This window comes from Azospirillum melinis, from assembly GCF_013340935.1.
In the GTDB taxonomy this organism is placed as follows: Bacteria; Pseudomonadota; Alphaproteobacteria; order Azospirillales; family Azospirillaceae; genus Azospirillum; species Azospirillum melinis.
Genome location: NZ_WHOS01000036.1, coordinates 33,585 through 54,927, shown reverse-complemented (window position 1 = coordinate 54,927; position 21,343 = coordinate 33,585). Strand labels below are relative to the sequence as shown.

Sequence of the window (21,343 nt, the reverse complement as noted above, 5' to 3'; positions counted from 1 at the left end):
GGGATCCGGAACCCGGCTTCGCGGGCCGTCCAGCTAACGCCCGTTCAGCGCCCGCACCGCCATGGCGGCGGCGGCGGCCCGGTTCTCAACGCCGAGCTTTGCATAGATCTGCTCCAGATGCTTGTCGACCGTGCGCGGGCTGAGACCGAGGATTTCGGCGATGTCGCGGTTCGGCTTGCCGTTGGCGACCCACATCAGCACCTCCGCCTCGCGCGGGGTCAGCGACAGCTTGTCCTTCAGCAGCCCGCCCTCGCCGGCACCGGACTCCTCGGCCAGTTGCAGCAGGATCTCGTCGGGGCCGGTCTGGCCGACCGGGCTGAGGCGCAGGCGGCGGCCGTCGGCAAGGGTGGCGATCACCACGCTGTCCGGCTTGCGCCCGCCGCCGCCGGCCTGACGGTCGGCCAGCCAGCGGCGCGCCTCCTCCGGCAGCGAGACGCCGGTGGCGTGGCCGTCGGTGGTTGAGGGGCCGAAAGCGGCTTCCAGCATGCGGGTGGTCTGCGGCGTGCACCACAACACCTCGCCGCGGTGGTTGGCGGCGAGCAGGGTGCGGCCGGTGACGTCCAGCGCCGCCCGCGTGCTCTGGGCGACACGGGCGTTGGCGAGGTGGGCGTACATGCGGGCGATCAGAGTTTCGGCGACGATCGGCTTGGTGACGTAATCGACCCCGCCGGCGGCGAAGCCTTTCAGGATGTGCTCCGTTTCGGTGAGCCCGGTCATGAAGATGACGGGGACATGGGCGACCTGGCTGCTGCGCTTCAACTGGCGGCAGGTCTCGAAGCCGTCCAGCCCCGGCATGATCGCGTCCATCAGGATCACGTCGGGGGTCACCTGCTCCAGCAGGGCCAGCGCCTTGCGGCCGTCCAGCGCCACCAGCACGGTCACCCCGGCCTCCTCCAGCGCGTCGGTCAGGAAGCTGAGGGCTTCGGGCGAATCGTCGACGACGAGGACGACGTCACGCGGTCTGGTTACGGATTTCATCGTCATGGCTGGCATCGTCATGGCTGTCATCGCGGTACACCGCCTCCAGCGCGGCCATATACTGGTTCAGGTCGTAATTGCTGACGAGCGTCCGCATGCGGCCGACGAAGCGCTCCAGCTCCGGATGGGCGGCGGCGATCTCGGCCAGCTTCGCCTGCATGCCGCGGACATAGCCGATGCGGCCCAGATGGATCAGCTCGGCGATGTGGTGCTGCGGCGGCAGTTCGGACGCGGCGAAGTCCGGCGGTCCGTCGTCCGCGCCGGCCGGCGTGTCATACTCCCAGTCGATGCCGCGCAGCCGGCCGATGCAGGCGAGCAGCTTGGGAATGGAGACCGGCTTGGCGACGAAGCCGTCATGCGGCTGGCTCCCGTCTGCGCGGGCGTCGGCGCCGGTCCCGGCCCCCTCGCCCGTGGCGGGACGGTCCTCCCGCGTGTCGGCCGACACCAGGACGATGGTGGTGTCGCCATGGCCGGAAGCGCGCAGGCGCCTCGCCACCTCCAGCCCGTTCATGCCGGGCATCGAGATGTCGAGCAGCAGGATGTCCGGCCGGTGCAGCTCCGCCATGGCGAGGCAGGTCGGACCGTCTGTCGCCTTGATGACGGTGAAGCCAAGCTCGGCCAGCAGATCGGCCAGCAGGTTGCGGTGGGCGAGGTCGTCGTCGGTGACCAGCACGGTCAGGCGCGCCCCGCGATAGCCGCGGATCGGACGATCGGGCTGGGCCGAGGCGGTCGACAGCATCGCCGCCGACATCATCAGCCGCACCCGGAACAGGCTGCCGGCGCCGGGCGTGCTGGTCACTGTGATCTCGCCGCCCATCACCTGGGTCAGCAGCTTGGTGATGGTCAGGCCGAGCCCCATGCCGGGCACCATCGGGTTGGCGGCCGAGCCGCGCTCGAAGGGCTGGAAGATGCGATCCAGATCGGCCGCGGCGATGCCGGGGCCGGTGTCCTCGACCTCGAATTCGGCGATCTGGCTGCGGTGGCGAACGCGCAGGCAGACGGCGCCGCTGTCGGTGAACTTGATGGCGTTGGACAGCAGGTTGATCAGGATCTGGCGGATGCGGCCCTCGTCGGTGAAGACCACCGGCGGCAGATCCTCCGGCGCCTCGAAGCGGAAGGCGATGCCCTTGGCCTCCGCCTGGAGCTGGAACATGCCGACGAGCTGGTCGAGCAGGTCGCCGAAGCGCACCTCCGCCCGGTTCAGCTGCAACCGGCCGCTTTCGATCTTCGACACGTCGAGCAGCCCGTCGAGCAGCCCGGACAGATGTTCGGCGCTGCGGCGGATGACGCGCACAGCATCCACCCGGTGCGGCGGCACGGCCGGATCGCGCTCCAGCATCTGAGAATAGCCGAAGATGGCGCTGAGGGGCGTGCGGAACTCGTGGCCGATGCCGACCAGATAGCGGCTCTTGGCGAGGTTCGCCGCCTCCGCCGCCTCCTTCGCCTTCTGAAGCTGGGCGTCGGTGCGCTCGTGCGCCTCGATCTCCCGCATCAGCAGGGCGGTCTGCCTGTGCGTCTCCTCCTGCGCCACCTTGCGGCTTTCCCGCGCCAGCACGAACAGCCAGGTGGCGACGCCGGCGACGATCATCAGGATAAAGAAGACTTTCCACAGCGTGCTGCGGATCAGCGCCTGCGCCTCGGCATTGACCGACGCGACCTCGACATAGACCAGCGACAGCACGGCGCCGATGGCGAGCGCCAGCATCAGCAGGACGCCGAGATAATGGCCGAGCCGGGCCTTCAGCGCCGTGGCGGCCCGCGGCGGCAGGATGGCGTCGAGCGCGTGGCGCAGCTGCACGCCCAGCCGCGCGTCCTTCTTGCAGCCGTCGCCGCAGCGGGCGTCCAGCGAACAGCAGAGCGAGCAGATCGCCCCGGCATAGACCGGGCAGAAGGCCATGTCGTCGGGCTCGAAGGCGTGCTGGCAGATGCGGCAGCGGATCGCCTCCTCGCCGTTCCAGTCCTCGAAGGGGCGGCGGGCGATGTAGTAGCGGCCGCGGGTCGCCCAGGCGATGGCGGGGGCGGCGAGGAAGGCGGCGGCGAAGGCGAGGAAGGGCGCGCAGACCTTCAGGGTCGTCCCCAGCCCGCCCAGGAAGGCCAGCATCGACAGCACCGTCGCCAGCAGCATGGCGCCGACGCCGACCGGGTTGATGTCGTAGAGATGGGCGCGCTTGAACTCGACATGGCGCGGGCTGAGGCCAAGCGGCTTGTTCACCACCAGATCGGCGACCAGGGCGCCGATCCACGAGGCGGCAACGCTGGAATAGAGCCCGAGCACCGGCTCCAGCGTCTTGTAGATGCCCAGCTCCATCAGCATCAGGCCGATGACGACGTTGAACACCACCCACACCACCCGGCCGGGATGGCTGTGGGTCAGGCGCGAGAAGAAGTTCGACCAGGCGATGGAGCCGGCATAGGTGTTGGTGACGTTGATCTTCAGCTGCGACAGCACGACGAACAGGCCGGTGAGGCCCAGCGCCAGCTGCGGCGACGGCGTCACATACTGGAAGGCGACGAGATACATCCGCGTCGGCTCCGCCGCCAGCTCCAGCGGCACGGCGTTCTGCAAGGCCAGCACCACCAGGAAGGAGCCCAGCAGAAGCTTGATCGTGCCGATGACGATCCAGCCCGGCCCGGCCGCCACCAGCGCCGTCCACCAGTACAGCCTCTTGCGGCCCTTTGCGTCGGGGTCGTAGGGCAGGAAGCGGATGAAGTCGACCTGCTCGCCGATCTGCGCCAGCAGCGAGAACACCACCGACGCCGCGGCGCCGAACAGCATCGGGTCGAAGCCCCCGCCGCCACAGCCGACGCCCGCATCCGACGCCCGGCCGGGGAAGCGGGTCCAGGCGGCGAAGGCCTCGCCGTCCTGGACGGCGATGAACAGGAAGGGGAGGGCGTGCAGCGCCAGCCACAGCGGCTGGGTCCAGAGCTGGAGGCGGCTGATGACGGTGAAGCCGTAGGCGACCAGCGGGATCACCATCAGCGAGCTGACGACGTAGCCGGCGGCCAGCGGCAGGCCGAACGCCATCTCCAGCGCCGTCGCCATGATCGCCGCCTCGATGGCGAAGAAGATGAAGGTGAAGGAGGCGTAGATCAGCGAGGTGATGGTCGAGCCGATATAGCCGAATCCGGCGCCGCGCGTCAGCAGATCCATGTCCACGCCATACCGGCTGGCGTAATAGCTGATCGGCAGCGCGCTGGCGAAGATCAGGGCGGCGGCGGTCAGGATGGCGAGCAGCGCGTTGGTGAAGCCGTAATTCAGCGTGACCGCCCCGCCGATGGCCTCCAGCGCCAGGAAGGAAATCGAGCCGAGCGCGGTGTTGGCGACGCGCAGCGGGGACCAGCGCCGCGCCTTCCGCGCGGTGAAGCGCAGCGCGTAATCCTCCAGCGTCTGGTTGGCGACCCACCTGTTGTAGGTCCGCCGGACCGCGATCACCCTCTGGCGCCCCGCCATCGGCCCCATTCGCCCCCCTGAAATCAGTTTGCGGTGCAGATTGTTCTACTTTTCCTCTTGTTCGCCGGTCTCATAGTAAAGCCCGCGGTTCCGTCAGTCTGTCAGAAATAAAGATACCGAACAAAAAAGGCTGAGAAACGGTATATTCTGCGAGAGGACACGGAGGCGTCACTCGCTTTTGGGTGGTTGCGAGCGCCGGATCGAATTCGGACTGCCGCAGTTTTATAACGATTTGCCGCCCGGCGCCCCTATACGCAAATCCACGTATTGCTGCACCGCACCGTTCGGCCAACCATCGGGCTGTCCTGTCGCGGATGGTTCCGCCAACTCCCCCCGAAAAAAAGCGCCTTTCAAAACAGCCGTCCCCCGGTTGCGGACGGTCTTTGCAGGGCGACAACGGCCAACATCAGGAGGTTTCATGTCCTCGGACAAGATCGATGCGGACAAGCTCACCGGCGGCCTGCCTTCGCCGCTCCGCCGCAAGCTCCTCCTCGGCATGGCGGCGCTGCCGGCCATCGGCCTGCTGCCGCGCGGCGCGCTGGCCCAGGCGCTGCCGACCGACGCCGTCAACACGACGAAGCTGGCCGTCACCGACAGCACGGTGAAGGTCGGCATCCTGCATTCCACCACCGGCACCATGGCGATTTCGGAGACCGGCTCGGTGCAGGCCGAGAAGCTGGCCATCGCCCAGATCAACGAGATGGGCGGCGTGCTGGGCCGCAAGATCGAGGTGATCCAGGAGGACGGCGCCAGCGACTGGCCGACCTTCGCCGAGAAGGCGCGCAAGCTGCTGGTCGAGGACAAGGTGGCGGCGGTGTTCGGCTGCTGGACCTCGGCCTCGCGCAAGGCGGTGCTGCCGGTGTTCGAGCAGTACAACGGCATGCTCTATTACCCGACCTTCTACGAAGGGCTGGAGCAGTCGAAGAACGTCATCTACACCGGGCAGGAAGCCACCCAGCAGATCCTGGCCGGGCTCGACTGGGTGACGAAGGAGAAGGGGGCGAAGACCTTCTTCCTGATCGGCTCCGACTATATCTGGCCGCGCACCTCCAACAAAATCGCCCGCAAGCACATCGAGATGCACGGGCAGAAGGTGGTCGGCGAGGAGTATTTCCCGCTCGGCCACACCCAGTTCAATTCGGTCATCAACAAGATCAAGCTGACCAAGCCGGACGTGATCTACGCCTCGGTCGTCGGCGGGTCGAACGTCGCCTTCTACAAGCAGCTGAAGGCGGCCGGCATCGACCTGAACAAGCAGACGCTGATGACCATCTCCGTCACCGAGGACGAGATGCTGGGCATCGGCGGCGAGAACATCGCCGGCGCCTATGCCTGCATGAAGTATTTCCAGTCGCTGAAGAACCCCAACAACGAGAAGTTCGTCGCCGCCTTCAAGAAGATGTGGGGCGGCGAGAGCGTGATCGGCGACGTCACCCAGGCGGGCTATCTCGGCCCCTGGCTGTGGAAGCTGACGGCGGAGAAGGCCAAGAGCTTCGACATCGACAAGATCGCCGCCGCCTCGGCCGGCATCGAGTTCACCGGCGCGCCGGAAGGCTATGTCCGCGTCCACGAGAACCATCATTTGTGGAGCAAGACCCGCGTCGGCCGCGCCCGCACCGACGGCCAGTTCGACGTCGTCTTCGAGACCGCCGACCTGATCGAGCCGAACCCCTTCCCCAAGGGCTACCAGTAAGCGGCGGCGGGGCTGGACCTGCCCCCGCTCCGGCCTCTTCCGCATCCAGTGGCGGCAGGCCGGAGCGGGGGCCTCTCTGACGGGAGTTCCCATCATGTTCGAGGGCTACAGCCTGGCCGAGCTCGGGTCGATCTTTGCCATGCAGGGATTCGCGGGGCTCATCCTGTTTTCCGTTTTCGTGCTGATGGCGCTGGGCCTCGCCATCATCTTCGGGCAGATGGGCGTCATCAACATGGCGCACGGGGAGTTCATGATCCTCGGCGCCTATGTGACCTATCTCTGCTCCAACTTCATCTCCAGCACCGCGCCGGCGCTGTTCCCGGCCTATTTCTTCATCGCCATGGCGCTGGCCTTCCTCGCCAGCGGGGCGCTGGGGATGCTGGTGGAGTGGGCGATGATCCGCTTCCTCTACCGCCGGCCGCTCGACACGCTGCTGGCGACCTGGGGATTGAGTCTGATCCTCCAGCAGATCTTCCGCTCCGTCTTCGGCGCGCGCGAGGTCGGCGTGGTGCTGCCCGACTGGCTGATGGGCTCGGTCGCCGTCACCGACACCATCGAGGTGCCGATCAACGGCCTGTTCGTCATGGGCCTGACCATCGCCATCACAATCGTGATCTATGCCGTGATGTTCCGCTCGCGCTGGGGCCAGGGCGTGCGGGCGGTGATGCAGAACCGGGTGATGGCCGGTGCCGTCGGCATCAACACCGAGAAGGTCGACCGCTACACCTTCGGGCTCGGCTGCGGCATCGCCGGGGTGGCGGGCAGCGCCTTCACCATGGTGGGCTCCACCGGGCCGACCTCGGGCCAGCTCTACATCGTCGACACCTTCCTCGTGGTGGTGTTCGGCGGCGCCCAGAGCCTGATCGGCACCATCGCGTCGGCCTTCACCATCAGCCAGGCGCAGTCGACGATGGAGTTCTTCCTCAGCGGCTCGACCGCCAAGGTGCTGACGCTGCTGACCGTCGTCGTGATCCTGATGCTGCGCCCGCAGGGCCTGTTCGTCCTCAAAGTCCGCCGCTGAGGAGCCAATCCCATGACGCGCACCTCGCAAAGCCGCCCTCGGGGCCGTCTCTTCGGCCGCATCGACGGTGACGTCGCCGGCATCCTGCTGCTGGCCGCCCTGCTGATCGTCGTCCTGCCGCTGGGGCTCGACATCTTCCGGCTGAACATGGTCGGCAAATACCTGACCTACGCCTTCGTGGCGCTCGGCCTCGTGCTGTGCTGGGGCAGCGCCGGCATCCTGTCGCTGGGGCAGGGCATCTTCTTCGGCATCGGCGGCTATTGCATGGCGATGTTCCTGAAGCTGGAGGCCTCCAGCCCGGAAGCGACCAAGATCCAGTCCACCCCCGGCATCCCCGACTTCATGGACTGGAACCAGCTGAAGGCGCTGCCCTGGTTCTGGGAGCCGTTCCACAGCCTGACCTTCGCCACCGTCGCGGTGGTGGCGGTCCCGGCGCTGCTGGCCTTCATCGTCGGGCTGGCGATGTTCAAGCGGCGGGTCGGCGGCGTGTATTTCGCCATCATCACCCAGGCCTTCGCCGCCATCCTGACCATCCTGATCGTCGGCCAGCAGGGCTACACCGGCGGCATCAACGGCATCACCGACCTGCGCACGCTGAAGGGCTGGGACATCCGCACCGACGAGGCGAAGCTGGTGCTGTACTTCGTCAACGCCGCCTTGCTGATCGGCTGCATCCTGCTGTGCCTGTATGTCCGCCGCTCCAAGCTGGGCCGCATCCTGGTGGCGCTGCGCGACAAGGAGGACCGGGTCCGCTTCTCCGGCTACGACGTCGCCAACTTCAAGATCTTCGTCTTCTGCTTCGCGGCGGCGCTGTCGGCGGTGGGGGGTGCGATGTTCACGCTCCAGGTCGGCTTCATGTCGCCGTCCTTCGTCGGCATCGTGCCGTCGATCGAGATGGTCATCTACTGCGCGGTCGGCGGCCGGCTGTCGTTGCTGGGCGCGGTCTACGGCACGCTGCTGGTCAACTGGGCCAAGACGATGCTGTCGGAAAGCTTCCCGGAGCTGTGGCTGTTCGCCATGGGCGCCCTGTTCATCGGCGTGGTGATGGTGTTCCCCAACGGGCTGGCCGGGCTCTACCAGCAGTTCATCGCCCCGCGGCTGCGCCGGCCGGTGGCCGGACGGGCTGATGCCGCCGCTGGTGTCGATGCCGGCGCGCCGATCATCCCGCCCCACACCGCCGCCGACTGAGGAGGGCGAAGAGCCATGGCGAACCCCACCGATTACCTGCTGGCGGTCGAAGGGCTGACCGTCTCCTTCGACGGCTTCAAGGCGGTCAACGACCTGTCCTTCTACGTCGACAGCAACGAGATCCACGTCATCATCGGCCCGAACGGCGCCGGCAAGACCACGGTGCTCGACCTGATCTGCGGACGGACCAGGGCGTCCGGCGGCTCCATCAAGTTCCGCAACAAGGAACTGACGGCGATGAAGGAGCACCAGATCGTCAAGGCCGGGGTCGGGCGCAAGTTCCAGAACCCGTCGATCTACGACGACCTGACGGTGTTCGAGAATCTGGAGATCTCCTACCCCCGCGGCCGCACCGTGTTCGGCGCGCTGGCCTTCAAGCGCGACGCCGCGGTGCGCGAGCGGGTGGCCGAGATCGCCGAGATGATCTTCCTGGCCGACCATCTCGACCAGCGCGCCGAATATCTGAGCCACGGCCAGAAGCAGTGGCTGGAGATCGGCATGCTGCTGATCCAGGACCCGGAACTGCTGATGCTGGACGAGCCGGTCGCCGGCATGAGCGTCAACGAGCGCAAGAAGACCGCCGAGCTTCTCAACAAGATCATCCAGAACCGGTCGGTGCTGGTGATCGAGCACGACATGAAGTTCGTCGAGGACATCGCCCACCGCGTCACCGTGCTGCACCAGGGGAAGATCCTGTCGGAAGGCAGCATGGAGCGGGTGAAGAACGATCCCAAGGTCGTCGAAGTCTATCTGGGCCACTGAGCGGGGGATCAACAGATGCTGTCCGTCAACCAACTCCGCGTGTCCTACGGCGAGAGCGAGGTCCTGCACGGGCTCGACTTCGCGGTGGAGCCGGGTGAGATCGTCGCCGTCATGGGCCGCAACGGCATGGGCAAGACGACGCTGATGAAGTCGCTGATGGGGATCGTGCCGGCGCGGTCCGGCGCCATCCGCATCGGCGCGACCGAGATCACCGGCCTCAAAAGCTACGAGCGGGTGGCGAAGGGCGTCGCCTACGTCCCGCAGGGCCGGATGATCTTCCCGGCCATGACCGTGCAGGAGAACATCGAGACGGGGCTCGGCGTCCATGGCGGGCGCAGCGTGCCGGGCGACCTCTACGAGCTGTTCCCGGTGCTGCTGGAGATGAAGGGCCGGCGCGGCGGCAACCTGTCGGGCGGCCAGCAGCAGCAGCTCGCCATCGCCCGCGCCCTGGCGACCAAGCCGAAGGTTCTGCTGCTGGACGAGCCGACGGAAGGCATCCAGCCGTCGATTATCCGCGAGATGGCGCGCACCCTGCGCCGCATCCGCGACGAGAAGGGGCTGAGCATCGTCGTGTCGGAGCAGGTGCTGAGCTTCGCGCTCGACATCGCCGACCGGGTGCTGGTGATCGAGAACGGCGAGATCGTCCACGAGGACAGCCGCGACCGCATCGACGAGGCGAAGGTCGCGCGGCTGCTGTCGGTCTGACCCCCGACAGGATACTGCCGCCTTCGCCCCTTTCCCGCGTCCCGCCTCTCCACCGCAGAAGGGAAGCGCCATGACTCCTGCGAAGTCCGCATCCACCGCCTGTGCCGTGGTCGCCCTGCTGTCCGCCATGGCGGTGCCGCTGACCGGTTCGACCGGCGTGGCGACCGCCGGCCTCGTCGTTTCCGCAGCACTGGCCACCGCCGCAGCCACCTTCGCCCACCGCCGGGACGCGGCACTCGGGCCGCTCGGCACCCGCGCCGCGGCGCTGTCCGGTTCGGGCGGCGGAGCAAGCGGCGACCCGGTGCGGGAGCTTGCCGACGCCCTTGACCGCATCGCCGCCGCCGCGGAGCTGCGCGACGCGCGGGAGGCGGAGCGCGAGGCCGAACGCAAGGCGACCGAGGAGCGCGCCGCCCGGCTGGAGGCGCTGACCCGCGCCTTCGAGAGCAAGGTCGGCCGGCTGGTGCAGACCGTCTCGTCAGCCGCCGCCGAGATGACCGGCACCGCCACGGCGATGAGCGAGACCGCCGGGCGCAGCAACCGGCTGTCGGCGGCGATGTCGCAGTCGTCGGCCCAGGCGTCGATGAACGTCCAGACCGTGGCGACGGCGACGGAGGAGCTGTCGGCCTCGATCCAGGAGATCGGCCGGCAGGTCGCGTCCTCGGCCGCCATCGCCGGCAAGGCGGTCGCCGACACGCGCCGCACCGACACGGTGGTGCAGAGCCTGGCCGACAGCGCCGGGCGGATCGGGCAGGTGATCGGGCTGATCCAGGGCATCGCCGGCCAGACCAACCTGCTGGCGCTGAACGCCACCATCGAAGCCGCGCGCGCGGGGGAGGCCGGCAAGGGCTTCGCCGTCGTCGCCAGCGAGGTCAAGACTCTGGCCAACCAGACCGCCAGGGCAACCGAGGACATCGCCACCCAGGTCGGCGCCATCCAGTCGGCGACGGCCGAGGCGGTGGCCGCCATCCGCTCCATCGCCGGCACCATCGCCGAGATCAACGAGATCGCCGCCGCCATCGCCGCCGCGGTCGAGCAGCAGGGGGCGGCCACCGGCGAGATCGCCCGCAACGTGCAGGAGGCGGCGCGCGGCACCGAAAGCGTGGCGTCCAACATCGCCGGCGTCTCGGATGCGGCCTCCGACACCGGCGCGGCGGCCGGGCAGGTGCTGGGCGTCGCCTCCCAGGTCGCCGGCCATGCCGACGAGCTGAGCCGCGAGGTCAACAATTTCCTGGCGGAGGTCAGCCTGCAGGCGGCGCTGCGCCGCCGCGCCTCGGTCGCCGGGCGGATGGCGGCCGCCACGGTGCGGCGCACCCAGGGGCTGGTCCCCGGCGCGCCGGCCACCGCCGTGGTGAACAAAAGCGGCATCGCCGTCACCGACGAGGCGGTGAAGGTCGGCATCCTGCATTCCGTCACCGGCACCATGGCGCTGAGCGAGGGCGGGTCGATCCAGGCGGAGATGCTGGCGATCCAGCAGATCAACGAGGCCGGCGGCGTGCTGGGCCGGCGGATCGAGATCGTGCAGGAGGACGGCGCCAGCGACTGGCCGACCTTCGCCGCCCGCGCCGACAAGCTGCTCGGGGCCGACAAGGTGGCGGCGATCTTCGGTTGCTGGACCTCCGCCTCGCGCAAGGAGGTGCTGCCGGTGCTGGAGAAGCGCGACGGCCTGCTCTACTACCCGACCTTCTACGAGGGGCTGGAGCAGTCGAAACACGTCATCTACACCGGGCAGGAGGCGACGCAGCAGATCCTGGCCGGGCTGGACTGGGTGATGCGCGAGAAGGGGGCGAAGAGCTTCTTCCTGGTCGGGTCGGACTATATCTGGCCGCGCGCCTCCAACGCCATCGCGCGGCGCCACATCGAGGCAAAGGGCTGCCGCGTCGTCGGCGAGGAGTATGCCGAACTCGGCGACACCCGTTTCGAGACCATCGTCGCGCGGATCAAGGCGGCCAAGCCCGACGTGATCTACGCCATCGTCGTCGGCGGCTCCAACGTCGCCTTCTACAAGCAGCTGAAGGCGGCCGGGATCGAGCTGGACCGCCAGATCCTGATGACCAACAGCGTCACCGAGGACGAGATGATGGGCATCGGCGGCGAGAACATCGCCGGGGCCTTCACCTGCGCCAAATATTTCCAGAGCCTGGAACTGCCGGCCAACCGCGCCTTCGTCGCCGCCTTCAAGGCGATGTGGGGAGCGGACAGCGTCATCGGCGACGTCAGCCACAACGCCTATCTCGGCCCCTGGCTGTGGAAGCTGGCGGTGGAGAAGGCCGGCAGCTTCGACGTGGCGCGCGTCGCCGCCGCCTCTCCCGGCATCGAGTTCGCCGGAGCGCCGGCCGGTCCCCTGCGCATCCACGAGAACCATCACCTGTGGACCCGGACCCGCATCGGCCGCGCCCGGCGCGACGGCCAGTTCGATTTGGTCTTCGAGACCCGTGACCTCATCGAGCCGAACCCCTTCCCGGACGGCTTCCGGGAACTGGCGGCCTGAGTTCCGCACTCCGCGTCCTCCCGCCTTTCACCGTCACCCATCAGTCCATCGATAAGGAAGAGCAAACCATGGCTGACACCCTGATCAAGGCCGACCTGTCGCAGTCTCCCTACGAGAACGACATGATCCACAACCGCTGGCATCCGGACATCCCGATGGCGGTGACGGTGAAGCCGGGCGACGACTTCATCCTGGAATGCTACGATTGGACCGGCGGCCAGATCAAAAACGACGACGATGCCGCCGACGTGCGCGACGTCGACCTCAGCCAGGTCCATTTCCTGTCCGGCCCGGTCGGGGTCGAGGGGGCGGAGCCGGGCGACCTGCTGGTGGTCGATCTGCTGGACATCGGCGCCTTCCCGCAGCAGCAGTGGGGCTTCAACGGCTTCTTCTCAAAGCAGAACGGCGGCGGCTTCCTGACCGAGCATTTCCCGCTGGCCCAGAAGTCGATCTGGGACTTCGAGGGCATGTTCACCAAGTCGCGCCACATCCCCGGCGTCCGTTTCGCCGGGCTGATCCATCCCGGCCTGATCGGCTGCCTGCCGTCGCACGACCTGCTGGCCAAATGGAACAAGCGCGAGCAGGCGCTGATCGACACCAATCCGACCCGGGTTCCCGGCCTCGCCAACCCGCCCTACGCGCCGACCGCCCATATGGGCCGGCTGAAGGGCGACGCCCGCGACAAGGCGGCGGCGGAGGGTGCCCGCACCGTGCCGCCGCGCGAGCATGGCGGCAACTGCGACATCAAGGACCTGTCGCGCGGCTCGCGCATCTATTTCCCGGTCTATGTGAAGGGCGCCGGCCTGTCGATGGGCGACCTGCATTTCAGCCAGGGCGACGGCGAGATCACCTTCTGCGGCGCCATCGAGATGGCGGGCTGGGCGCACCTGAAGGTGAACCTGATCAAGGACGGCATGGCGAAGTACGGCATCAAGAACCCGATCTTCAAGCCGAGCCCCATCGTCCCGACCTACAACGACTACCTGATCTTCGAGGGCATCTCGGTCGACGAGGCGGGCGAGCAGCATTACCTGGACGTCCATGTCGCCTACCGCCAGGCCTGCCTGAACGCCATCGAATATCTGAAGAAGTTCGGCTATTCCGGCGCCCAGGCCTATTCGATCCTCGGCACCGCCCCGGTGCAGGGTCACATCAGCGGCGTCGTCGACGTGCCCAACGCCTGCGCCACCCTGTTCCTGCCGACGCAGATCTTCGACTTCGACATCAGCCCGAACGCCGACGGCCCGACGAAGTTCATCAGCGGCGACGTCGACATGCCCATCGCGCCGGACCGCGTGTAACCGGCAGAGGAAGGAGACGGTGCCATGCCGATGTACGATTACGAGTGCCCGACCTGCGGCGACTTCACCGAGATGCGGCCGATGGCGGAATGCAGCCTGCCGCAGCCCTGCCCCTATTGCGAGGTGCCGTCGCGGCGGGTGATCCGCAGGACGCCGGCCTTCTCCACCGTCTCCGCCGCGACGCGAACGGCGCACGCCACCAACGAACGCAGCGCCGACCGGCCGAGCCTGCTGTCCGAGGTCGGGCCGAAGCATAAGCACGGTCCCGGCTGCGGCTGCGGAAGCGGCGGAAAGGGGCGGTCGGTGCTGCGCACCCCCGACGGGGCCAAGGGGTTTCCGACGGCGAGGCCGTGGATGATCAGCCACTGAAGGGAGGACGGCCACGGAGGGCTCCGGTCGGTGGACGGGCACGGAGCCTGTCCAACGCCCCCGATCCCCTGACGCGGCTCCTCCGGAAAAGCCGGCCCGGTTCACCAACGTCGACCGGCGGCAGCCCGGAGTCCAATGGACCGGGGCTGCCGCCGGTTCCGTCAGGCGACGAGGAACCCCGATCCGACCGGGTCGTTGCGGTCGATGACCCAGCGGGCCGTCCCCAGGATGCTGGCGGTGCCCTTGACGGTCGGCCGCACCGCGCGCACGCCGTTCAGGCGGGTCTCGCCGAGCAGGCAGCCTTCGAAGGTGCCGCTGCCCAGCAGGCCCTCGGAACGGATCGTCTGGCCGATGGTCATTCTGCCGCGCGCCTCGAACATGGCCATCATGGCGCTGGTGCCGGTGCCGCCCGGCGAGCGGTCCAGCTGGCCGGCGCTGAACACATGGACGTTCTTGTAGAAGGCGCCTTCGATGGTCGGCTCATGCCAGAAGGTCACGAAGTTGAAGTTGTTGATGTGGGCCGAGGCCGGATGCTGAATGGCGACCTTCTGGCGCAGCTGCTCGCGCGCCAGCACGCCGTAGCGCGACAGCGCCGTGCCGTTCTCCGGACCGATGCGGAGCGCGGTGCCGGTCAGGTCGATGATGCCGAAATAATTGCCGCCCCAGACGATGTCGGCCTTCAGGGGGCCGATCTCGGGCAGCTCGAAGGCCACGTCCTGGGCCGCGACATAGGCCGGCACATTCTCGAACCGGGTCCAGAGCACGGCCTCGCCGTCCGTCGCCACCTCGGCCACCACGAGGCCGGCGGTGGTCTCGAAGCGGATGGTTGTGCGGTCGCCCTCGCCGCGCCGGACCAGCCCCAGCGCCACCATGGCCATGGCCACGGCAATCGTGCCGTGCCCGCACATGTGCGAATACTGGGTGCCGTCGATGTAGATCAGCCCGGCGTCGGCATCCGGACCGGACGGAGGCGTCAGGAAGACGCCGAACATGTCCTTGTGCCCGCGCGGTTCGCGCATCAGGGCGCAACGCAGCCAGTCATAGTGGGTTTCGAGGAACTGGCGCTTCTCCAGGATGCTGGAGCCGGGAGGATAGGGAATGCCGCTGTGGACGATGCAGAGCGGCTCACCCTCGGTATGGGTGTAGACAACGTCGAACACGTCTTGCTTGCGCATGACTTGGGGCCTCTCGGGGTGTTGGCGGGAAGAAAGGGGGATGGAGGACCGGGACGGGGTCAGCGCCGCTTCGACAGCACGTGGAGCCCCACGGTCAGGTCGAGAAGAACGATGGTGACGGCGGCCACCGCGATGGTGATCGACGAGACCGCGGCGATGACCGGATCGATGGTGTACTGGACGTAGTTGAAAAGCTTGACCGGGATCGTCGTCAGCTCGGCGGTGGTGTTGAAGATGCTGAGCTCGACGTTGATCCAGGACGAGATGAAGGCGAAGATCGCCCCGCTCGTCAGTCCGCCGCGGATCTGCGGCAGGACCACCAGCAGGAAGGTTTCGAAGGGCCGGGCGCCGAGATCGGCCGAGGCCTCCTCCAGGGCGCGCTGCTCGGGCGTCAGCTGCGGCAGGACGGAGCGCAGCACGAAGGGCGTCACGATCACAACATGGCCGACCAGCAGGGCCGCGAAGCTGCGCATCAGTCCCAGGGCGGCGCAGTATTGCAGCAGGGCCGCGCCCAGCACCACGTGCGGCAGCACCAGCGGCGACATCAGCAGCGACAGCAGCGTCCGCTTGGCTGGAAAATCGTGGCGCGCGATGGCCAGGGCCGCCGGCAGGGCGAGCAGCACCGCCCCCGCCGTGGCCGCCAGCGCCAGCGCCGTGCTGGTTCCGAAGGCCGCCACGTAGGAGGTGTCGGCCAGCATCCGCCCGTACCAGTCCAGCGTGAGGCCCTGCGGCGGGAAGGCCAGATAGCTGGTGGCGGTCAGCGACGCGCCGACGATGACCACGAGCGGCAGCACCAGATATGCCATCACCGCCCAGGCGACGATCCGCAGGAGAATGCGCGCGATCATGACCGGTTGCCTCCGCCGTTGCCGATCCGCCCGGCCAGCGCCACCAGCACCAGCGTGAAGACCAGGAGGGTGATGCTGAGCGCGCCGCCGTAATGGACGTCGAACACCGTGCTGTATTGCTGGAAGATCAGCATCGGGAAGACGGTGATCTTGCCGCCGCTCAGCAGCGCCGGCGTCACGTAGGCGCTCGCCGCCAGGGTGAAGACCATGATCACGCCCGCGATCAGGCCGGGAAGGCACAGCGGGAAGGTCACGGTCCAGAAGGTCGTGAACGGGCTGGAGCCGAGATCGGCCGAGGCCTCCTCCAGCGTCGGGTCCACCGTGGCCAGCGCGTTGCCGACCGCCAGGACGATGAAGGGTAGCAGGATGTAGACGAGGCCGATCACAATGCCCGTCTCGGTGCCGAGGAAGCGGATTGGCCGTTCCAGGAGCCCGATCCCGACCAGCGTGTCGTTGACCAGACCGTTGCGGCCGAGCAGGATCATCCACCCGAAGGACCGGACGATGTTGCTGGTGAACAGCGGCAGCAGCAGCAGGATGACGCAGCCCCGCCGCAGGGCGTTCGACGACACCACCCGCACCAGATAATAGGCCAGCGGATATCCCAGCAGCGTGACGGCCAGCGTGGTCAGCGCGGCGATCCGGAAGGTGACCGCCAGGACGTCCCAGTGATACTGGTCGAGCAGCACGCGGGCGTAGTTCGCCAGGGACGGCGCGCCGCCGGCCATGAGGCTGGAGGACAGCACGACGACCATCGGCACGGCGAAGAAGGCGACGAAGAAGGCGACGGGAGCGGCCAGCAGCGGCAGGGCGCGGCGGAGCGCGGTGGGCGGCGCGGCGGCGGGGACCGTCGCGGGGTCGCCGGTCAGGGCGGCGGTCATGGCACCGGCTCGCCGGCGACGACGTGCAGATGCTCCGGGCGGAAGCCGACGACGACCTGGGTTCCCCGGCCAAGGCCGGCGCCCGGCATGCCCAGGCGGCGGCTCGCCAGCAGGGCGTCGCCGACCCGGACCATGACGAGGGTCTGGCCGCCGGTGTTGATCACGTCCTCGACGATGCCGCGCTCGGTGAGGAAACCGGGCGCGTCGGCGCGGTCGAGAAGCTCCAGATGCTCGGGCCGCAGCACGCCGGTGCGGCTCCCCCCGGCGCCGGTGCCGGGCCCGGGGGCGGGATGGGGGCCGGAATAAGGAACCGCCGCCGTCCCGAAGGCCAGCCGCAGCCCGCCGTCGCCGTCCGCAGCACCAGGCAGAAAATTCGCCTCCCCGATGAATTCGGCGACGAAGCGCGTGGCCGGCGTCGCGTAGACCGCCGTCCCCGACCCGACCTGCTCGATCAGGCCGCGATTCATCACGACGATCCGGTCCGCCATGCTCATCGCCTCCTCCTGGTCGTGGGTGACGAACACGAAGGCGATGCCCAGCTTCTCCTGCAGATGCTTCAGCTCGATCTGCATCCGTTTGCGCAGCTTCATGTCGAGCGCGCTCAGCGGTTCGTCCAGAAGCAGCAGCTTGGGCCGGTTGACCACCGCGCGCGCCAGGGCGACGCGCTGCTGCTGCCCCCCGGACAGCTCGCGCGGGTAGCGCGCGCCCAGCGCCTCAAGCCCGACCAGTTGCAGCGCCTGCGCCGCGCGCTCCGCCGCCTCGCCCCGCGGAACGCCGTGCCGGCGCGGGCCGTAGGCGATGTTGTCGAGAACGCTCATGTGCGGGAACAGGGCGTAGTTCTGGAAGACCGTGTTCAGGGGCCGCCGGTGCGGCGGCAGCCGCGTCACGCTGTCCCCGCCGATCCGGATGTCGCCGGAATCGGGGGTGAGGAAGCCGGCGATGCAGCGCAGGAGCGTGGTCTTGCCGCAGCCGCTGGGGCCGAGCAGGGCGATGAACTCGCCATGCTCGACCTCCAGCGAGACGCCCTTGAGCGCGTGGAATCCACCGAAGCGCTTGCCGAGATCGCGGATGGACAGGAGGGCCGGGGGCATGCCTCGTTCCCCTTACTGGCGCGCGAGTTCGCGGTTCCAGGCGTCGGTGATCGCGCCCCGGTCGCGGTTGATGTCGGCCCAGTTGAAGAGTTGCAGGTTCCTGACCGATCCGCCGACGCCCCAGGGCAGCTTGCGCTCGATGTCCGGCGCCACGGAGACCCCTTGCACGGACGGGCCGAGATAGAGCTTCTCGGCGAGGCAGGCGGAGGCCTGCGGGGTCAGGGCGGTGTCGATGAAACGTGCGGCTTCGGCCGCGCGGGGCGTGCCCTTCACCAGATGCAGGCGCGCGTCGGTCGCCCACACGCCTTCCTTGGGAACGGCGAAGCCGATCGGCAGGCCCTTGTCCGCCAGATCCCAGGCGCCGACGCTGAAATGGGCGCCGATGATCGCCTCGCCGCTCTGATAGGCGTTGGAGGCGGCGCCCGAGCTGTCGAAATAGAGCGCGGTGTCGAGGGTCTTCAGCTTCGCGAAGGTCTTGGACAGGTCGTTGGCCGGGTTGCCCCAGATCTTGTTGAGGAACAGGATGAAGGGAACGCCCGACGAGTTGGCCGGGGACGGGATGGTGACGGCGCCCGCGAATTCCGGGTTCCAGAGATCGTTCCACGAGGTCGGGGGCGTCTTGACCTTCTGGGTGTTATAGGTCAGCCCCAGCGAGTAGTAGCCGGTTCCAACCGCGAAGACGGCGCCGTCGGCCTTGTAGACCGCTTCGGGCGAGACCTTCGCGAGGTTCGGCACGGCCTGCGGGTCGATGGCGCCGGTGACGCCGGCGGCCTGCGCCAGTTCGCTGATGCCGCCGTCCATCCAGGCGACGTCGATGGTCGGCGCGGCCTTCTGTTGCTGGAGCTTGGCCAGCGTCACCGTCGAAGTCCCGATCTCAGGCACGACCTTGATCCCGGTCGCCTTGGTGAAGGGCTCCGCGACGCAGGCCCGGAAGGCCTCGCCCCAATTGCCGCCGTACCAGGCGACGGTCAGGGAGGTCTGCGCGGCAGCGGGCTGGGCGAAGGCGGCACCGGCCATCAGAGCGGCGCAACAGGTGGCAGCACGCAGAGAAGTCATGACGCTCTCCCTCGATGTCGGCCCTTGCGGGCGTGAAACCCTTGCAACAGGGTCGATGCTAGCCAGCGGGCGGCTTTTTCCGATAGAAGATTGCGGACGGATGCTTGAATAATTCCGACATGAGCAGTGAACACCCCGGCACGGTCCCCCGCCTGCGGATCGGCTTCATCCTTCTGGATCAATTCACGCTGACCGCCTTTTCGGGGCTGATCGACGCGGTCCGGCTGGCCGCCGATCTCGGCGGGCGCAGCCGGCAGATCGACGCCAGCTGGACGGTGATGAGCGTCGGCGGGCAGGCCCGGCGGTCGAGCTGCGGCGTGCTGGTCACGCCGAACGAGGATCTGCGCGATCCGGCGTCCTTCGACTATGTCGCGGTCTGCGGCGGCAACGATTACCTGAACGACGTCCAGCCGGCCCGGCTGACCGACTATCTGCGGCGGGCGGTGTCCGGCCGTGTCCGGCTGCTCGGCGTCTGCACCGGGACCTTCGCCATCGCCCATGCGGGCCTTGTCGGCAGCCGGCGGGTGTGCGTCCATTGGAACGTCCTGGACGCCTTCCGCGAGCGCTTCCCGACCGTCACCGCCACGGTCGACCAGCTGTTCATCGACGAGGGCGACCTGATCACCTGCGCGGGATCGACCGCCGCCATCGATCTCGGCCTCTATCTCATCGGCCGGCATTGCGGGGGTCAGAAGGCGCGGCAGGCGGTCCGCCATATGATGCTGCAGGACATCCGGTCCGCCGCGCTGCCGCAGGCCCATTTCTATGCCAACCTCGACGGCATCGCCGACATCCGCGTCCGGCAGGCGTCGCATTTCATCGAGCAGAGGCTCGATTCCCCGCCGTCGGTCGAGGCCATTGCCCGCTATGTCGGGGTGAGCGCCCGGCAGCTGGAGCGCGCCTTCCAGGCGGCGCTCGGCGTGTCGCCGGCGGCCTTCCAGCGCCGGTTGCGGCTGGATTACGGGCGCTGGCTGCTGGAGAACACACGCCGCTCGATCACCGACATCGCGTTCGACTGCGGGTTCGCCGACACCGCGCATTTCTCGCGTGATTTCAAGGCCCAGTTCGGCCGGATGCCGAGCAAGGCGCGCGGCCCCGCGCCGGGCTCGTGACTGTCCCGGGGCAGGACGGCGTCGACAAAAACAGTCGGCGTAGCCGCCTTCATCGTCGGCCTGTTCGGGATCGCCGCCTGACAGTGCTGATGCCGCGGTTCTCCGCGACCAATGTCAGACTTTGCAACAGGACCGAGCAGGATGGTGCGGCTCATGGGAGGCGCACCATGCCGCCGGGAGAAGCAGGGTCGAGATGGGCGAGTTCCGCCATGCCCTCGGCGAACTCGATGCGCGGGCGCCAATCGAAGCGGCTGCGCAGCCGCGAGGAATCGGCGGTGATGTGGCGCACGTCGCCCAGCCGGTACTGTCCGGTCACCACCGGCGGCGGGCCGTTCAGCGCCCTGGACAGCGCCTCGGCCATGTCGCCGACCGTGCGTGGCGTGCCGGATCCCACATTGTAGGCCGCGACCCCGGTCGTCTGTCCTTCGCAGGCGACGACGGTGGCCGAGGCGACATCGCGGACATGCACGAAGTCCCGTCTCTGCCGGCCATCCTCGAAGACCCGCGGAGCCGTGCCGCGCCGCAGCGCGGAGGTGAAGATCGAGGCGACGCCGGCATAGGGGGTGTCGCGCGGCATGCCAGGCCCGTAGACGTTGTGATAGCGCATCATCGCGACCGTACCGCCGGTCGACCGCGCCCAGTTGGCGGCGTAGAACTCCTGCGCCGCCTTGCTGGTGGCATAGGCGTTGCGCGGGTCGAAGGGCGTGTCCTCGGCGACGAGCAGGCTTTCGAGCGGCCGGCCGCAGAGCGGGCAGGGCGGCTCGAACCGCCGTTGCGCCAGCGCGCTTTCCTGCCGCGGCGCCGGCCGGACCCGTCCATGCTCGGCACACTGGCCGAAGCCCTCGCCATAGACCACCATCGAACTGGCGAGCGTCAGACGGGGGACGCCGGCACGGGCCATCGCCACCAGAAGCTCGGCCGTGCCGACCTCGTTGGAAGAGGCGTAGTCGGGCATGTCGCCGATGGCGACGCCCAGCCCGACCTTGGCGGCGAGATGGATGACGGCGTCGACGCCGGCGACGGCCCGGCCGAGAATCGCGGCGTCCCGCACGTCGCCGATCAGTGCCTCGACGCCGGCCGGCGCCGTCCAGGCCGGTGGGGTGGGGTGCACGTCGGAACGCAGCGAGTCCAGGACGCGCACCTCGTGGCCCCGGCGCAGAAGCTCGGCCAGCACATGCCCGCCGATGAAGCCGGCCCCGCCGGTGAGGAGAACGCGCATGCTCC

17 protein-coding genes are annotated in these 21,343 nt (G+C 68.4%); 9 read left to right on the top strand and 8 right to left on the bottom strand.

The genetic code is table 11. The annotated features are described in order from the left end of the window. Positions 1 to 33: 33 nt before the first annotated feature. On the bottom strand, positions 34 to 984 hold the full coding sequence (locus GBZ48_RS23450) for a response regulator (RefSeq protein WP_174473213.1): 951 nt from the start codon (positions 982 to 984) through the stop codon (positions 34 to 36). After that, the gene (locus tag GBZ48_RS23445) at positions 953 to 4,429 is read right to left on the bottom strand and encodes a hybrid sensor histidine kinase/response regulator (protein WP_174473212.1); all 3,477 of its coding nucleotides are present in this window, start codon (positions 4,427 to 4,429) and stop codon (positions 953 to 955) included. The genes GBZ48_RS23450 and GBZ48_RS23445 overlap by 32 nt, the downstream gene beginning before the upstream one ends. A 418-nt stretch (positions 4,430 to 4,847) precedes the next feature. On the opposite strand from GBZ48_RS23445, the gene urtA (GBZ48_RS23440) reads away from it, so the two are divergent. From urtA (GBZ48_RS23440) to GBZ48_RS23400, 8 genes are all read left to right on the top strand, one after another. Next, entirely contained in the window at positions 4,848 to 6,122 is a 1,275-nt protein-coding gene (gene urtA, locus GBZ48_RS23440) for an urea ABC transporter substrate-binding protein (RefSeq protein ID WP_109050811.1), read from the top strand. A 94-nt stretch (positions 6,123 to 6,216) separates the two neighbouring features. Beyond that, positions 6,217 to 7,143, top strand: coding sequence for an urea ABC transporter permease subunit UrtB (gene urtB, locus GBZ48_RS23435; protein ID WP_174473211.1), 927 nt, complete (start codon positions 6,217 to 6,219; stop codon positions 7,141 to 7,143). Positions 7,144 to 7,155: 12 nt separating this feature from the next. Next, on the top strand, positions 7,156 to 8,331 hold the full coding sequence (gene urtC / locus GBZ48_RS23430) for an urea ABC transporter permease subunit UrtC (RefSeq protein WP_174473210.1): 1,176 nt from the start codon (positions 7,156 to 7,158) through the stop codon (positions 8,329 to 8,331). Between the two features lie 15 nt (positions 8,332 to 8,346). After that, positions 8,347 to 9,093, top strand: a complete 747-nt coding sequence (gene urtD / locus GBZ48_RS23425; protein WP_174473209.1) for an urea ABC transporter ATP-binding protein UrtD — start codon at positions 8,347 to 8,349, stop codon at positions 9,091 to 9,093. Between the two features lie 15 nt (positions 9,094 to 9,108). Further along, positions 9,109 to 9,798 carry an urea ABC transporter ATP-binding subunit UrtE gene (gene urtE, locus GBZ48_RS23420; RefSeq protein ID WP_174473208.1) on the top strand — a complete coding sequence of 230 codons (690 nt, stop codon included), beginning with the start codon at positions 9,109 to 9,111 and terminating at the stop codon, positions 9,796 to 9,798. A 70-nt stretch (positions 9,799 to 9,868) separates the two neighbouring features. Then, on the top strand, positions 9,869 to 12,286 hold the full coding sequence (urtA, locus tag GBZ48_RS37085) for an urea ABC transporter substrate-binding protein (RefSeq protein ID WP_425486011.1): 2,418 nt from the start codon (positions 9,869 to 9,871) through the stop codon (positions 12,284 to 12,286). A gap of 68 nt (positions 12,287 to 12,354) precedes the next feature. Continuing rightward, positions 12,355 to 13,587, top strand: a complete 1,233-nt coding sequence (gene fmdA / locus GBZ48_RS23405; protein ID WP_174473207.1) for a formamidase — start codon at positions 12,355 to 12,357, stop codon at positions 13,585 to 13,587. A 24-nt stretch (positions 13,588 to 13,611) separates the two neighbouring features. Beyond that, a complete protein-coding gene (locus GBZ48_RS23400) occupies positions 13,612 to 13,956 on the top strand; it encodes an FmdB family zinc ribbon protein (RefSeq protein WP_174473206.1) in 345 nt (114 codons plus the stop codon). A 161-nt stretch (positions 13,957 to 14,117) separates the two neighbouring features. Here the strand turns inward: GBZ48_RS23400 and GBZ48_RS23395 are convergent, their stop codons facing one another. Genes GBZ48_RS23395 through GBZ48_RS23375 form a run of 5 tightly spaced genes read right to left on the bottom strand, consistent with a single transcriptional unit; the run spans position 14,118 to position 19,007 of the window. Continuing rightward, on the bottom strand, positions 14,118 to 15,131 hold the full coding sequence (locus GBZ48_RS23395; protein ID WP_174473205.1) for a proline racemase family protein: 1,014 nt from the start codon (positions 15,129 to 15,131) through the stop codon (positions 14,118 to 14,120). Between the two features lie 59 nt (positions 15,132 to 15,190). Next, positions 15,191 to 15,979, bottom strand: a complete 789-nt coding sequence (locus tag GBZ48_RS23390; RefSeq protein ID WP_174473204.1) for an ABC transporter permease — start codon at positions 15,977 to 15,979, stop codon at positions 15,191 to 15,193. Beyond that, the gene (locus GBZ48_RS23385; RefSeq protein WP_174473203.1) at positions 15,976 to 16,860 is read right to left on the bottom strand and encodes an ABC transporter permease; all 885 of its coding nucleotides are present in this window, start codon (positions 16,858 to 16,860) and stop codon (positions 15,976 to 15,978) included. The genes GBZ48_RS23390 and GBZ48_RS23385 overlap by 4 nt, the downstream gene beginning before the upstream one ends. Beyond that, the gene (locus tag GBZ48_RS23380; protein WP_174473202.1) at positions 16,857 to 17,951 is read right to left on the bottom strand and encodes an ABC transporter ATP-binding protein; all 1,095 of its coding nucleotides are present in this window, start codon (positions 17,949 to 17,951) and stop codon (positions 16,857 to 16,859) included. Before GBZ48_RS23380 ends, GBZ48_RS23385 begins: the two co-directional genes overlap by 4 nt. Before the next feature lie 12 nt (positions 17,952 to 17,963). Then, a complete protein-coding gene (locus GBZ48_RS23375) occupies positions 17,964 to 19,007 on the bottom strand; it encodes an ABC transporter substrate-binding protein (RefSeq protein ID WP_174473201.1) in 1,044 nt (347 codons plus the stop codon). A gap of 119 nt (positions 19,008 to 19,126) precedes the next feature. Here GBZ48_RS23375 and GBZ48_RS23370 point away from each other — a divergent pair, with 119 nt between their 5' ends. After that, complete coding sequence (locus tag GBZ48_RS23370; RefSeq protein WP_174473200.1) at positions 19,127 to 20,119, top strand: GlxA family transcriptional regulator; 993 nt, start codon at positions 19,127 to 19,129, stop codon at positions 20,117 to 20,119. A 151-nt stretch (positions 20,120 to 20,270) separates the two neighbouring features. Here GBZ48_RS23370 and GBZ48_RS23365 read toward each other — a convergent pair whose 3' ends face one another. After that, a complete protein-coding gene (locus GBZ48_RS23365; protein WP_174473199.1) occupies positions 20,271 to 21,338 on the bottom strand; it encodes an NAD-dependent epimerase/dehydratase family protein in 1,068 nt (355 codons plus the stop codon). Between the last annotated feature and the right edge of the window lie 5 nt (positions 21,339 to 21,343).